We start from the raw sequence: 13,865 nt of genomic DNA, 5'->3' as shown, positions 1-13,865 counted from the left end.
TAGTTTTTATAGCCTATAATAATCCGTATTATTATCAATAAACGAACATTAAGGTGGTTTTTATGTCTGAATATACGCATATTTTCAAAGGAACAGCTTTTACTAGTAAATCTGCTACTGACGTTCACATTTTAAAGGATTATTTATTTTTCATTAATGCTGACGGCATGATTGTTAAAACTGTCGCTCCTGAACAAGCTGATTACCAACAACTATTAATTACATATCAAGATCAAAATTACTTCCACGCATTAGCTGAAGGGCAATATTTCCTACCAGGATTTGTCGATTTGCATGTACATGCACCTCAATGGGCACAATCTGGGACAGCTTTAGACATTCCCCTTTACGATTGGTTAAACACATATACTTTCCCTATCGAATCAAAATTCTCCGATTTAGCATTTGCTCAAGAAGTTTATGAGGATTTAGTAAGCACACTACTTGCCAATGGTACAACTACATCATTATATTTCGCGACAGTTCATAAGGAGGCCAGTGTACTTTTAGCGAAAATCTGTGCTGAAAAGGGTCAGCGAGGATTAGTCGGAAAAGTAGTCATGGACGATCCTGAACAGAATCCAGATTTTTATCGAGATGAAAACACAAAAACCGCATTAGAGGATACGGAGGAATTTATTTTAGCTGTAAAAAATTTAGCCAAAGCGACTAAACAGGGTGTTTATCCTGTTGTCACTCCTCGCTTTATTCCAAGCTGTACAGACGGTGCCTTAAAGGGTTTGGGTGAATTAGCTGCGAAATACGATACACATATTCAATCACACTGTAGTGAAAGTGACTGGGAGCACAGCTACGTCAAAGAACGATTCAACAAAAATGATGCCGTTGCCTTACATGACTTTGGTTTGTTAGGTGATAAATCTGTCATGGCTCATTGTAATTTCTTAAGCGATGAGGATGCCAGATTATTTGCTGAAACTGGCACTGCCATAGGCCATTGTCCAATCTCTAATGCCTATTTTGCTAACAGCGTGATTCCAATCGCCCGCTTTCATGCAATGGGCGTTGATATTGGACTAGGTTCAGATGTTTCAGGCGGATTTTCTCCAAGTCTTTTTGATAATGCAAGACAAGCTGTTATGTCATCGAGAATGCTAGAGGATGGTGTAGATACATCCATTTCCGCCGAAAAGCGTGGTGTCCCAAATTCACGCATTACAATAAATGAGGCCTTCTATCTTGCTACAGCTGGTGGTGGAGAAAGCTTAAGTCTTCCAATTGGCCGTTTACAGGAAAACTATACATGGGATGTACAAATTATCGATACAAAAATTCCTACTGCTAGGCTTCCGATTTTTGATCAAAATGAAGGTTTACACGATATATTCCAAAAAATCATGTATCTTGTACGCCCAGAAAATATCCGCGAGGTATGGGTGCAAGGAAATAAAGTTCATACGAGAGGCTAATCATTCTCTTAATCTCTAATAAAAATCTATCATTTTGAGGTGGCAACATCGTGGAAACACAACATAGAAAACTAACTAATCAAACAAAACAAACACAATTAACCGTATTACCAGATGAAAAAATTTCGCTCGGTCAGTCTGCTCTTCTCGGTTTACAGCATGTTATGGCGATGGATGTTTATGTGGTGCCTTTTTTAATTGCCATGCTAATCGGTCTACAAACTGGTCAGGCAAGCGCATTGATTCAATCAACCTTTATTGCTGCTGGGATCGCGACAATTGTGCAAACACATTTTTGTATGAAATTACCGATGGCACAAGGTCCATCTTATGTTCCACTTGGTGCCATTGTTGGGATCTATGCAGCAAGTGGTAGTGGTGATTTAGGCTGGAGTACTGTGTTAGGTGCTAGTTTAATTGGAGCCATTTTGGTTATTATTTTAGGTTATACAGGAATCTTCAATAAAATTGTCCAAACATTTATTCCACCAATTGTTGGTGGAACGATTATCTTTGTAGTAGGACTATCCTTAATGCCTGTTGGTTTAAGTGATAATATTTTTAATGGAGCAGGTGCATCCATAAATCAAAACATTTATTTAGCGCTGATCACAGCATTCGTGTTAATTATTTGTGTCATGTTAGGCACAGTCTTCCATCAAAAAGGACGTCTATTCCGAATTGCTTCTGTCATCATTGCCTTAATTGCTGGTAGTATTGCAGCAAATATCATGGGTGTTTTAGATTTATCTCCTGTATCGCAAGCCAAATGGTTTAGCATGCCACAAATTCCATTTGCAGATTTTAGTTTTAGCTTTAATTTTTCTGCTATTATCACAATGGTCATTATATATATTGTCTTAATGGCAGAAACAACAGGAACATGGTTTGCTATTAGCAATGTCATCGACCAACCTTTGACAAATAAACAAATTAATCGTGGTGTTATTGGTGAAGGAATTGGCTGCTTTATTGCTTCTTTATTTGGTTCCACTCCTGTTACTGGTTACTCAACAAATGCGGGTGTTATCTCTATTACTGGGATTGCGAGCCGTCGTGTCTTTATAGCTGCAGGTATTTGGTTTATCGTTTTCGGCTTCTCTGGTAAACTAGCAGCACTCATCTCAGCAATTCCTTCAGCTGTTATCGGTGGTGTATTTGTGATCGTCTGCGGCATCATTGCCATTAGTGGTTTACAGGTCATGAAAAATGAACATATTGGTGAAAAGGAAATGTATGTCATCGCGATTCCTGTTATTTTAACGTTAGCATTGACATTATTGCCTGATGATTTCCTGTATTCCTTACCTACAACTGTGCAGTATTTATTTGGTTCGCCTATTGCAACCGCTGCGCTCGTAGCGATTTTCCTTAATAAAATTTTACCAAGCTCAAAATAGTAGCTATCTACAACACACAGCATCTTTAGTCCATTCGGATTGCAGGTGCTGTGTCTATTTATTTTCTAAAATTTCTGTTTCCTTTTCTAAAAATCTGTTATACTAGAGCAAAAAAGTAGGGATTAGAATGGACTATGATGTCATAATAGTTGGTGCTGGCTCCATGGGGATGGCGGCTGGTTACTATTTAGCAAAGGAAGGGAAAAATGTACTTATGCTAGATGCCTTTACTCCACCACATGAAGAAGGTAGTCATCATGGGGATACAAGAATCATTCGCTTTGCTTATGGTGAAGGAGCTAGCTATGTACCTTTTGTAAAAAGAGCTGGCGAGCTTTGGCAAGAGCTAGAGTCATTAGCAAATGAAAGCTTATTTTTACAAACTGGTGTAGTTAATATTGGAGCGCCAACATGTGCCTTTATTCAAAATGTGAAGGCTAGTGCTGCGCTCTATAATTTAGCACTTGAACACTATTCACCTGCTGAGGCGATGAACAAATGGCCAGGGTTATTCTTACCAAAAAATTTAGTTGCTTGCTTTGAACCAACTGCTGGTGTCCTTCGTATTGAAGCATGTATCCAAGCCTATAAAAAATTAGCCTTAGAGGCGGGTGCAAGCCTCCGAACAAATGAAAAAGTATTGGCTATCCAAGCTAGTGATATTGTACAGGTACAAACTGTACATAGTAGCTATAAAGCAAAGCAATTAATAGTAACGGCGGGTGCATGGGCAACAGAGCTACTACAAACAGTGGACGTGAGCATACCCGTTACACCAACGCGGAAAACCTTTGCATGGTTTGAGGCAGATGAGCAGCTGTATCGTGATGAAGTTTTTCCAGCCTATTGCTTTGAATTTGCCGATTCAACCTACTACGGTTTTCCAAGTATTGAAGGAGCGGGGTTAAAACTTGGACGACACGATGGTGGTGATATAGTTAATCCAAACGACCCTCTACGTCCGTTTGATGCGTCTGATGCTGTTGACTTACAAAACTTCATTGATCAGTTTATGCCTCAGCATGGAACGCTTAAATACGGAAAAACATGTAAGTATTCGATGACACCAGATGAAGATTTCATTATCGACTTTTTACCTGAACATCAGAATATTGTGATTGCTGCAGGTTTTTCTGGTCATGGTTTTAAATTTAGTAGTGCCGTTGGGGAAGCTCTTGCAGATTTAATTGTAGAAGGCAAAAGTAAACAAGATTTATCTCCCTTTAAACTTAGTCGATTTTAGCAAAAAAGGATTGGTACAACGGTTAGACGTTGCACCAATCCTTTATTTTGTTAACATTGTTTGAAACTGTTGCCAATCATATAAACGTGGAAGATTTACATGCTGGTTATAAGATTGATTCTTTAAGATTACCTTAGTTGTCACATCATGAAGTGTCTCAAGTACTGCTGGTTTATCATCTACATAAATATCTAAAGCAAGCTCTTTTATAATGGCTACTTTTTCTTTATCTTGCATGCCACAGAAAAAATGACCGTCTGTTATTGGAAAGCCCTGTGCTTCCATCCAAGCTTTTGTTTGCGCACAATATTGTTTTTGACGAGATGTAATATAGTAAATGTCATGTCCCTGCTCTGCTAAAGCTTGGAGGGTTTTTAATGCACCATCAAAAGATGGACAGTCCGTAAAATAGATTTCTTCCAATGCGCTATTCCACATGGCTGAACCTTCCCCATCCGTTAATCCAAATGGTTCATGAATTTCTACTCGTTGTATCGCTTGAAAGGTTTCAAAGGAAACATTTTTGCCAAGCTTTTTATTATAAAGCGAAAAGGCATGTGCTCGTAAATCAATTAATGTGTCATCTATATCAAAGCCAAACTTCATCTAGTTGTTCGTCCTTTCACGAAGCCTTGTTTATAAAGTTAGAAGCAAATGTCTGCTCTTTTTCAATTTGTTTTGCTAATACTTCCTCAATGGCTTGCTCACGCATTTGTTGAAAATATTGTACGTTAAATTGTGCTAGTGTATCTTTATTTAGCAAGGATGCAAGACAATCTGCATCTTTTAGTGCACTATTCAGCCCAAAAGCGCCTGTTGGTGTCATTGTGTGAACGGCGTCCCCTAGCAAGACAAGGCCCTTTGTCCCCCAACTATTACAATGGCTACTAAAGACATCAAGCAAAACAAAATCCTGCCAGGAAGTTATCTGTTCCTGTACTGTCTTCGTTAATTCTGGAAATGCCTCCACAAGCTGCTGGATAAAGGGTGTAAATGCAAGTTTTCGAAGCTGAGGGAAACTACCTTGCTCAATATTCCAGCCTATTTGAAGATAACCACCAACTTGTGTAAACAATGACAGCTGCTTATAATCGATGAGTGCCATTTTTATAGATGGTTCCCAATCAGCTGGTGCAGGGATTTTAGCCCACAGTAAATCAAAGCCATGCTTCTGTTTCTGAACATCAATATGTGCTTGCTTACGAATAGTAGAATAACGACCATCCGCACCGATAATTAACTGACTATCGATTTTTATAGGGTCTCCGCTTTTTATCGCCATAACGCCTCTATAATGACCTGTAGCATCCGCAATCAGCTTTGTAACCTTTGTATGTAGCAGGCATGTAAAGTTAGGGAACAGCTGTGCTTTTTGTAAAATTCCTTTTAATAAATTTGCCTGTGGTACATGAATGCCTAAATGTCCTATTGCTTCATCTGGAAGAATTGTTTTAAATGCTCTGCCACCAGCATAATACTCGAGCTTCTCCATTCGTAATATACCGAGTGCCTCGACTGCTTCGAAAAGATGGTGGCTTTTTAAAACAGCCTCCCCCTCCTCATTTAAATGCTCGCCACGAAATGCCTGACCAAGTGCTACATTTTGCTCTAATAAAATCACTGACAGCCCTTTTTTAGCAAGTAGGTAGGATAACAATGCACCAGCAGGCCCTGCCCCTACTATACAGACATCTGCTTGATAGTTCACTTTTCTTCACCCTGCTCTGGATAAGCAATAATACGCAAATCCTCGCCTATTTTATCAAATGAAGCAAACTCAACATTCCATGCCTCATCCATGAGAGAGGGATTATAGCCAGCAAACGGCGTTAACGATAGATTTCCACCCAAAACTTTAGGTGCTATATATACTACATATTTATCGATTGCACCCTGCTGTAAAAAGGAAGCATTTATTTTACTTCCACCTTCTAGCAAAATATCTGTTATACCGTGAATATAAAGTTTTTCAAGCATCTCATCAATCTGTAGTCCATATTCATTTTTTTGTACAGGTAAAACTGTAACACCTTTTTCTGTAAATAAATGAATCTTTTCTTGGCTTACGTCGTCACTACAAACAAGAATCGTTGGTGCATCCTCTGTATTTAAGACATTTGCATTGTCAGGTGTACGTAGAGAACTATCCATAATAATACGTGTTGGATTTTTTCCATATCCTTCTTTTAGTCTTGTTGTTAAAGAAGGATTATCAGCAACGACTGTACCCACGCCAACTAAAATTCCATCTACTTCATGACGAATATTGTGAACATCCTCACGTGCAGCCTCTCCAGTTACCCATTTTGAATGTCCTGTATGCGTAGCAATTTTCCCATCTAAAGTCATAGCGAATTTTGAAATAACAAAAGGACGGTGCTTAAGCATATTGTGAATAAAACGCTCATTTAAACGGCGCGCTTGTTGCTCTAAAACCCCTACTTCGACCACTATTCCTGCATCTTGTAGCAATTGAATGCCACGACCTGCTACAGCTGGATTTGGATCTTGCATAGCAACTACCACTCGACTGACACCAGATTCCTTCACTAAATTGGCACAAGGTGGTGTCTTACCATAATGTGAACAAGGCTCTAATGTTACATATAATGTAGCACCCATTGCATGCTCTCCAGCCATTCGAAAAGCATGCACTTCAGCATGTGGTTCCCCTGCTTTTCTGTGTAAACCTGTGCCTACAATCACACCGTTCTTCACGATTACAGCTCCAACAAGTGGATTAGGGTTCGTATTTCCTTTAGCACTAGCTGCTAAATCCAAAGCCAGTTGCATATACTTTTCATCTACATTCATCATCATCGCAACCTCCACCTATTGCTTTTCACGCATATGTCCAGATTTTTCAACTTTCGTTTCTAAATAAAAACGATTCGTCTCTGTCAAACCGCCCCATAAAGGAACATGCCCTTCCGCAGCCATGCCACGAGCCTGTAATGCAGCCAATTTCTTCGGATTATTTGTAATGAGTGTTACTGGTTTGGTACGCAGTGTAGCTAATACCGCAAGTGCTTCGTCATAGGATCGTGTATCATCTGGAAAGCCAAGTGCATGGTTTGCTTCAACTGTATCGAGCCCTTCCTCTTGCAATAAATAAGCAAGAGATTTAGAGAATAGTCCAATACCACGACCTTCATGATCAGCTAAATAAAATATAGCTCCACAGCCATGCTCAACTATCATTTTCATAGATTCATGCAACTGGTATCCACAATCACAACGCTGGCTGCCAAATATGTCGCCTGTGTGACAAATACTATGCATTCGGATTAAAGCACCTTCTGAATGGGTAAAATCACCATATACAAGCACAGAGGATTGTTGTAAAAATGCTAAATTGGCAGCGGCTAATCCATCAATGATTTCTTCTTTAGTTAAATCCGCATCAATTTTAAGCCAGTTATACCATTGAAAAGTTGCAGAAAAATCACCTTGTTTTACAGGTAATTTCACTGGCCCAACTAGGCAAATATTCTCTGTATTTGTATGCTTTACTAATGTCATTTTATCTTTCACTAAGTCCATCACTTTAGTCGTAATTGTCATATTAATCTCCAACCTTCTATAGAAACAGTTGGCTAAATTCACCAACTGAGCACATGTATTTTCACATCACTTACATAACGTAACTTAGTTTATAATAATAACTAAAAAGTGTCAATCAACAGCTATTACTCTTTCATTATAATTATTAGAGATGAGAATTTTATTATTACTTTTTCATCATATACTACTAGCTTATGGAGATGCTATTTTTTCTGTGCAGGCTAGTCTATAATAAGCTGTGGTACTGTAATGACGAAAGGAAGTTTAACATGAACTTAGAAAAAAATGTTCAACTAAAGCAACCAAAATATCAACAAATAGCCATTGATCTCGCCTCCAAGATTGTTGAAAGAAAATACAGCATTGGCGATAAAATATATGCAAGATCCTCTCTTGCCAGTCAATATAATGTTTCCGCTGAGACTGCAAGAAGAGCTATTGCCGTTTTGCAAGACTTAGAAATTGTTGAAGCTTCAAAAGGTAGTGGTGTAATTATAAAATCGTATGAAAAAGCGGCTCATTTCGTCAGACAGTTTCATGATGTACAATCGATTCATGAAATACAAAATGAGCTTTTGACAAGTATTCAAAAGCAACATCATGAATTGATTAATTTACAAGACAAGGCAAAGCAACTAATTAGCCGCACAGAGCATTACCGATCAGTCAATCCGTTCATTCCTTATCAATTAGAAATGACAGCTGATAGTCCATGCATTCATCAAACTGTACAAGCTTTAAATTTTTGGCAAAATACTTCTAGTACGATCGTAGGTATTCGACGTGGCAATGAATTATTACTATCCCCCGGTCCTTATGTCTCATTTGAAGAAGGGGACATTATTTATTTTGTTGGAAATGATGAAAGTTTCGCTAGAGTTCAAAGCTTTTTATACCCAAATTAAAATCCGTTTAAGCGCTGATATAACAGCGTTTAAGCGGATTTTTTCTTATTTGTCGATTTGACAAAAGTAACAACCCTTTGCTACAGTAAGGTTGTTACTTGTTTATTTTTGGGTATCATTATCCTCACATAGTAATAATCTACGAAAGGAGTGCTTCTATGGAAAAAATTAAAATAGAACACGTATCAAAAGTGTTTGGCAAACATATTCCCCAAGCACTAGAACTCGTTAAGCAACAAAAAAGTAAGACTGATATCTTAAAAGAAACAGGTGCAACTGTTGGTGTATACGATGCAAGCTTTACTGTCAACGAAGGAGAAATCTTCGTTATTATGGGATTGTCAGGAAGTGGCAAATCCACGCTTATACGGCTTTTAAACCGCCTAATTGAACCAACGAGCGGAAATATATATATCGATGGAGAAAATATTTCTACCATGGGAAAAGAAAGTCTACGGTCTGTAAGAAGAAACAAAATGAGCATGGTTTTCCAAAACTTCGGTTTATTCCCCCATCGTACATTACTTCAAAATACCGAATATGGCCTTGAAATTCGAGGTATTCCAAAAGAAGAACGGCAAGCAAAAGCTGAACAGGCTTTAGAAAATGCCGGATTACTCGCTTATAAAGACCAGTATCCAAATCAGTTATCAGGTGGTATGCAACAGCGTGTTGGTTTAGCACGAGCCCTTGCTAATGATCCTGAAATATTACTAATGGATGAAGCATTTTCAGCCCTTGATCCATTGATTCGCAAGGAAATGCAAGATGAGCTACTCGATCTACAACAAACATTGAAAAAAACAATTTTATTTATCACACATGATTTAAATGAAGCATTACGCATCGGGGATCGCATTGCCATTATGAAGGATGGCTCTATCATTCAGATTGGTACGGGAGAAGAAATATTAACCAACCCAGCAAATGATTATGTTAAAACATTCGTGGAAGATGTGGATCGTTCTAAAGTATTGACAGCTGAAAATGTCATGGTACGGCCCGTTTATGTCAATACAGACCTAGATGGCCCTAAAGTGGCACTAAAGCGGATGCGTCAAGAGGCTGTTAGTTTATTAATGGCTGTTGATAAAAATAGACATTTAAAAGGCTATATTACTGCTGACGATGCACTGGCTGCAGCAAAGAAACAAGAGCAAACCGTCCATTCTATTGTGCAATCAGAAGTGTTAACCGTTCCACCAGATATGCTACTACAGGATATTTTAGGGATGATTTATAATTCTCCTACTCCTATTGCCGTTGTGAAAGATGGTCGCTTGCTTGGTGTACTAATTAGGGGCGTTGTCATCCAAGCACTGTCAACTAGCGATGAGGAGGCCGAAGCACATGAATAACTTTTTAGATAATATTCCAACATTACCACTAGCTCCGTGGGTAGAATCAGCTATGGACTGGTTGACGAGTAATTTTTCAGCGTTCTTTAACTCTATTCAGCAATTCGGAAAACTACTCATGAATCAGGTCACTGATTTATTAATTAGTATCCCAGCCATTATTCTTATACTTCTTGTCGTGATATTTGCCTTCTTCGTTTCAGGCAAAAAGTTAGGGCTTGCTGCATTCTCATTAATAGGCTTGTTGTTTATTTATAACCAAGGATTATGGACTCATCTTATGGAAACAACCACGCTTGTGATCTTTTCCAGTATTATATCCATCATCATCGGTATTCCACTAGGTATCTTAATGTCAAAATCAACGGTAGCTGAAAACATTATTAAACCAATACTAGATTTCATGCAAACAATGCCTGGCTTTGTCTATTTAATTCCGGCTGTCGCCTTTTTTGGCATTGGTATCGTACCTGGAGTCTTTGCATCCGTTATCTTTGCTTTACCCCCTACTGTACGTATGACAAACCTCGGTATTCGTCAAGTACCAAAAGAATTAGTGGAAGCTGCAGACTCCTATGGTAGTACAGCTAGCCAAAAATTATTTAAAGTAGAAATCCCACTTGCTAAATCAACCATTATGGCAGGGATTAACCAAACCGTTATGCTGTCACTTTCTATGGTAGTTATTGCCTCTATGATCGGAGCTCCTGGTCTAGGACGTGAAGTATTAACAGCCCTACAACGTACCCAAGTTGGGAATGGCTTCGTTGCAGGTTTAGGTTTAGTTATTTTCGCGATCATTATTGACCGTTTAACACAAAGCTTCAATAAAAAGAAAGCATTATAGAAATGTCATCTTTCTTGCTACCATCCATCCTCCGATGGATGTCGGCAGTTTGATACAAAATGATGAAGAGAAAGGGAGATTCGATGAAACTGAAAACACTATCAAAGTTAGGAATGGCTCTAGGTCTAGGCTTCATGCTTGCTGCATGTAGTGGAGGCGACTCAGGCTCAAGTTCTGGAAAAAACAGTGATTCTAAGGAGGTAAACCTAGCCTATGTTGAGTGGGATACAGAAATTGCCTCAACGAATGTTGTTGGGCAGGTACTCGAAGATTTAGGTTATGATGTAACATTAACTCCTTTGGATAATGCGATCATGTGGGAGGCTGTCTCCAAAGGAGAGGCTGATGGAATGGTTGCTGCTTGGCTACCACATACACATGCTTCACAATATGAAAAATATAAAGCTGATTTAGATGAGCTAGGTGAAAACCTTGCTGGTGCAAAAATCGGTTTAGTTGTACCAAGCTATATGAATGTCAATTCAATTGAAGATTTATCTAATGAAGCAGATCATACAATCACTGGTATTGAGCCAGGTGCGGGCATTACTGCTGCTACCGAAAAAGCATTAGAAGAATATGATAATTTAGCAGACTGGAACTTTATTACTTCTTCTTCTGGTGCGATGACAACTGCATTATCCAAAGCGCTGAAAGATAAGGAAGAGATTATTGTCACAGGCTGGTCACCACACTGGAAATTTGCCAAATATGATCTTAAATACTTAGAAGATCCAAAAGGTGTTTATGGTGGAGAAGAAACGATAAATACATTCGTACGTAAAGGCTTAAAAGAAGATTTACCAGATGTATATTCGGTACTTGATAACTTCCACTGGACAGCAGAAGATTTAGAAAGTGTTATGTTAGAAGTAATGGATGGTAAAGATCCAAAAGACGCTGCAAAAGAATGGGTTGATGCTAATCCAGATAAAGTGGCCGAATGGACAAAAGATGTAAAAAAATAATATAAAAACAGGCACTCCTTTTATGCAGGAGTGCCTGTTTAATTATGATAGCAATTTCAACATTATTGCTGCTCCTAATACAAGGACAATACAAACGATGCGTCGCCAATCCTTAGATTCATTAAAAAACAGCATACCTAGCAACGCTCCTCCAGCTGCACCAATCCCTGTCCAGATCGCATAGGCAGTACCCATTGGTAATGTTCCCATCGCATAGGCAAGGCCTGCAAAACTTAAGGTGAATGCACCAATCAACAGTCCTAAATTTTTCATACTCTTCGTCTTATTATATTTACTAATCATATATACGCCCAACATCTCACATAACCCTGCAACAACTAATGCCATCCATGCCATTATTCACTCACCTCTTGTTCCTTAGGCTCTCCTGTTACTAGCTTTAAGCCTACAACTCCTGCAAGTAACACAACAATACATAGGATTTTTGCTAATTTCCACGGCTCTCCAAATAGCAAGCTATCCGCACATACAGTACCAGCTGTCCCTAATCCGACAAAGATTGCATAGACGGTCCCAACTGGTAGATGCTCACCTGCTTTAATGAGCAAATAAAAACTAATAAAAATGGCAATTGCTGTACCAATCCATTCTAGTACACTTGTTGCATGCTTTAACCCAATGACCCAGCCAACTTCAAAGCAAGCCGCTATAATGACGCTGATCCATTGTTTATTCATCATAAATCCCTCCATTTTATAAGACACGGCCGACTAATTGGATGGTCCAACTACTTTTTCAGCATTCGCCAAATGACTTGATTTTAGCCAAACAAAAAAACCTGAAGAAACTGTCTTTAAACAGTATCTCCCAGGCTTTTATCCTTCCGTGTCACAAAATCAATTTGTGGTTTTCTCTCGGACCAGACTAGCAAGCGCTACGGAACCCTAGAAAACTTTTATTCGATTATTACTCTTAGTATAGCAAACTATTCAATGATTTTCCACTGGTACATAGCCGACCTTTTCTACCATTGCCTGCCCTTCCTCAGAAAGTATCCAATCAATCAGTTTCTGTACATTTTGATTTTCTGTTCCTGCTGTGATGGCATAAAATTCAGACATTAAAGGATATGTACCATTTTGAATATTTTCTTTTGTTGGTGCTACTCCATCAATAGATAGTAATTTGATCTTTTTGTTACCAACCATCTCTGTAGAATAATATCGAAACGTAAAGCCCAAGGCATTTTTATAATTTCGATATTGCGACACTTCACGAATGATTCCGCCCATTCCTGATGCAACATCTTCAGTGGGTGCCTCCATGATAGGCGTATTGCCCATCAGTTTTTCTAGTGTCGTTTGGCTTCCACTATCCGCTGGGCGTTGGAAAGCACGAATGGACTCATCCTCCCCACCTACTTCACGCCAATTAGTTATTTCTCCAGCATATATTTTTTTGACCTGCTCAAGTGTTAAATTATCGATTTTATTTTTACGATGCACAAAAAAGACAAATGCCTCTCGACCAATTGGCGTCATATCAAATGTAAGTCCTTCCTTTTCTGCTTGCCATTCTTGTGAGGTGGACGGGGCTGCCACAAAGATCAAATCAACATCTCCAGCTATTAAATTTTGATAGGCCTCTGGTGTACGACTTACTTGAACTCTACTATTATATGGAGGATATTCACCTTTGGGATAAGTAGCCTCCACAAAAGCCGCATATAAAGGGTACATGGCTGTTGCACCATCTAGTCGTGGTAATGACTCTGTCAATTGTAAGGAAGCTTTATTTTTCACTATTTCATTGCCAGGGACAAATGGCTGATAGACTGTTACATCAATTTCCGCATCAACAGTGGGAATACTCATTTTATAATAATGTTGAATCGGTTTAATGGCTGCAATCAACAGGGCGATTCCCATGACACCAAATAGCAAGCCCCTTCGTTTTTTTGTGTTGGTCCATTTAAACATGCTACAAACAATCCAGACAAATAAACAAACGGGTATAGTAAAGACCAAATTAATTAAATGTAGCCCACCACTTAATGTGATAATGAATGCAACCATTAATGTCACAACGGATAAACCAAATAGTATCGATACTATTTGTATAAACTTAAGCATACAAAACCTCCCTAGTGTAATTTTACACTCCTTACACCAATGGTACCCGAAAGCTAA

General features: G+C 38.7%; 14 protein-coding genes and 1 riboswitch. Of the genes, 7 read left to right on the top strand and 7 right to left on the bottom strand.

Features of this window, described 5'->3' with window-relative positions:
- Positions 1–62: 62 nt before the first annotated feature.
- The 3 genes from guaD (at position 63) to solA (ending at position 4,073) form a co-directional block, all read left to right on the top strand.
- On the top strand, positions 63–1,430 hold the full coding sequence (gene guaD / locus NP781_RS03610) for a guanine deaminase (protein WP_257521386.1): 1,368 nt from the start codon (positions 63–65) through the stop codon (positions 1,428–1,430).
- 50 nt (positions 1,431–1,480) lie between these two features.
- A complete protein-coding gene (locus NP781_RS03605) occupies positions 1,481–2,830 on the top strand; it encodes a uracil-xanthine permease family protein (protein ID WP_221680501.1) in 1,350 nt (449 codons plus the stop codon).
- A gap of 127 nt (positions 2,831–2,957) precedes the next feature.
- Positions 2,958–4,073, top strand: a complete 1,116-nt coding sequence (gene solA / locus NP781_RS03600; RefSeq protein ID WP_257521385.1) for an N-methyl-L-tryptophan oxidase — start codon at positions 2,958–2,960, stop codon at positions 4,071–4,073.
- A gap of 42 nt (positions 4,074–4,115) precedes the next feature.
- On the opposite strand, the gene NP781_RS03595 is transcribed toward solA, so the two are convergent.
- Genes NP781_RS03595 through NP781_RS03580 form a run of 4 tightly spaced genes read right to left on the bottom strand, consistent with a single transcriptional unit; the run spans position 4,116 to position 7,637 of the window.
- Positions 4,116–4,679 carry a 5' nucleotidase, NT5C type gene (locus NP781_RS03595; protein WP_257521384.1) on the bottom strand — a complete coding sequence of 188 codons (564 nt, stop codon included), beginning with the start codon at positions 4,677–4,679 and terminating at the stop codon, positions 4,116–4,118.
- 16 nt (positions 4,680–4,695) lie between these two features.
- Positions 4,696–5,781 (bottom strand): FAD-dependent monooxygenase, encoded by a 1,086-nt coding sequence (locus tag NP781_RS03590; protein WP_257521383.1) that lies wholly within the window; start codon positions 5,779–5,781, stop codon positions 4,696–4,698.
- Positions 5,778–6,890 (bottom strand): bifunctional diaminohydroxyphosphoribosylaminopyrimidine deaminase/5-amino-6-(5-phosphoribosylamino)uracil reductase RibD, encoded by a 1,113-nt coding sequence (gene ribD / locus NP781_RS03585; RefSeq protein WP_221680873.1) that lies wholly within the window; start codon positions 6,888–6,890, stop codon positions 5,778–5,780. The genes NP781_RS03590 and ribD overlap by 4 nt, the downstream gene beginning before the upstream one ends.
- Positions 6,891–6,905: 15 nt before the next feature.
- Positions 6,906–7,637, bottom strand: coding sequence for a GTP cyclohydrolase II (locus NP781_RS03580; protein ID WP_221680497.1), 732 nt, complete (start codon positions 7,635–7,637; stop codon positions 6,906–6,908).
- Positions 7,638–7,906: 269 nt separating this feature from the next.
- Between NP781_RS03580 and NP781_RS03575 the strand changes: the two genes are divergently transcribed.
- From NP781_RS03575 to NP781_RS03560, 4 genes are all read left to right on the top strand, one after another.
- The gene (locus NP781_RS03575; RefSeq protein ID WP_004232302.1) at positions 7,907–8,542 is read left to right on the top strand and encodes a GntR family transcriptional regulator; all 636 of its coding nucleotides are present in this window, start codon (positions 7,907–7,909) and stop codon (positions 8,540–8,542) included.
- 158 nt (positions 8,543–8,700) lie between these two features.
- On the top strand, positions 8,701–9,900 hold the full coding sequence (locus tag NP781_RS03570; RefSeq protein WP_221680496.1) for a quaternary amine ABC transporter ATP-binding protein: 1,200 nt from the start codon (positions 8,701–8,703) through the stop codon (positions 9,898–9,900).
- Positions 9,893–10,747, top strand: a complete 855-nt coding sequence (locus NP781_RS03565) for an ABC transporter permease (RefSeq protein WP_016991840.1) — start codon at positions 9,893–9,895, stop codon at positions 10,745–10,747. The genes NP781_RS03570 and NP781_RS03565 overlap by 8 nt, the downstream gene beginning before the upstream one ends.
- Before the next feature lie 83 nt (positions 10,748–10,830).
- Positions 10,831–11,715: a glycine betaine ABC transporter substrate-binding protein gene (locus NP781_RS03560; protein WP_257521382.1), complete on the top strand. Its 885-nt coding sequence runs from the start codon at positions 10,831–10,833 to the stop codon at positions 11,713–11,715.
- A gap of 42 nt (positions 11,716–11,757) precedes the next feature.
- Here the strand turns inward: NP781_RS03560 and NP781_RS03555 are convergent, their stop codons facing one another.
- From NP781_RS03555 to NP781_RS03545, 3 genes are all read right to left on the bottom strand, one after another.
- On the bottom strand, positions 11,758–12,072 hold the full coding sequence (locus NP781_RS03555; protein WP_221680494.1) for a DMT family transporter: 315 nt from the start codon (positions 12,070–12,072) through the stop codon (positions 11,758–11,760).
- A complete protein-coding gene (locus NP781_RS03550; RefSeq protein WP_221680493.1) occupies positions 12,072–12,413 on the bottom strand; it encodes a DMT family transporter in 342 nt (113 codons plus the stop codon). The genes NP781_RS03555 and NP781_RS03550 overlap by 1 nt, the downstream gene beginning before the upstream one ends.
- Before the next feature lie 125 nt (positions 12,414–12,538).
- Positions 12,539–12,635, bottom strand: a riboswitch (guanidine-I (ykkC/yxkD leader).
- A gap of 30 nt (positions 12,636–12,665) precedes the next feature.
- Entirely contained in the window at positions 12,666–13,808 is a 1,143-nt protein-coding gene (locus NP781_RS03545) for a PstS family phosphate ABC transporter substrate-binding protein (RefSeq protein ID WP_221680492.1), read from the bottom strand.
- Between the last annotated feature and the right edge of the window lie 57 nt (positions 13,809–13,865).

It is taken from the genome of Lysinibacillus sp. FN11 (genome assembly GCF_024628845.1).
GTDB classification, from domain to species: Bacteria; Bacillota; Bacilli; order Bacillales_A; family Planococcaceae; genus Lysinibacillus; species Lysinibacillus capsici.
This window is presented reverse-complemented; position numbering and strand designations above follow the sequence as displayed.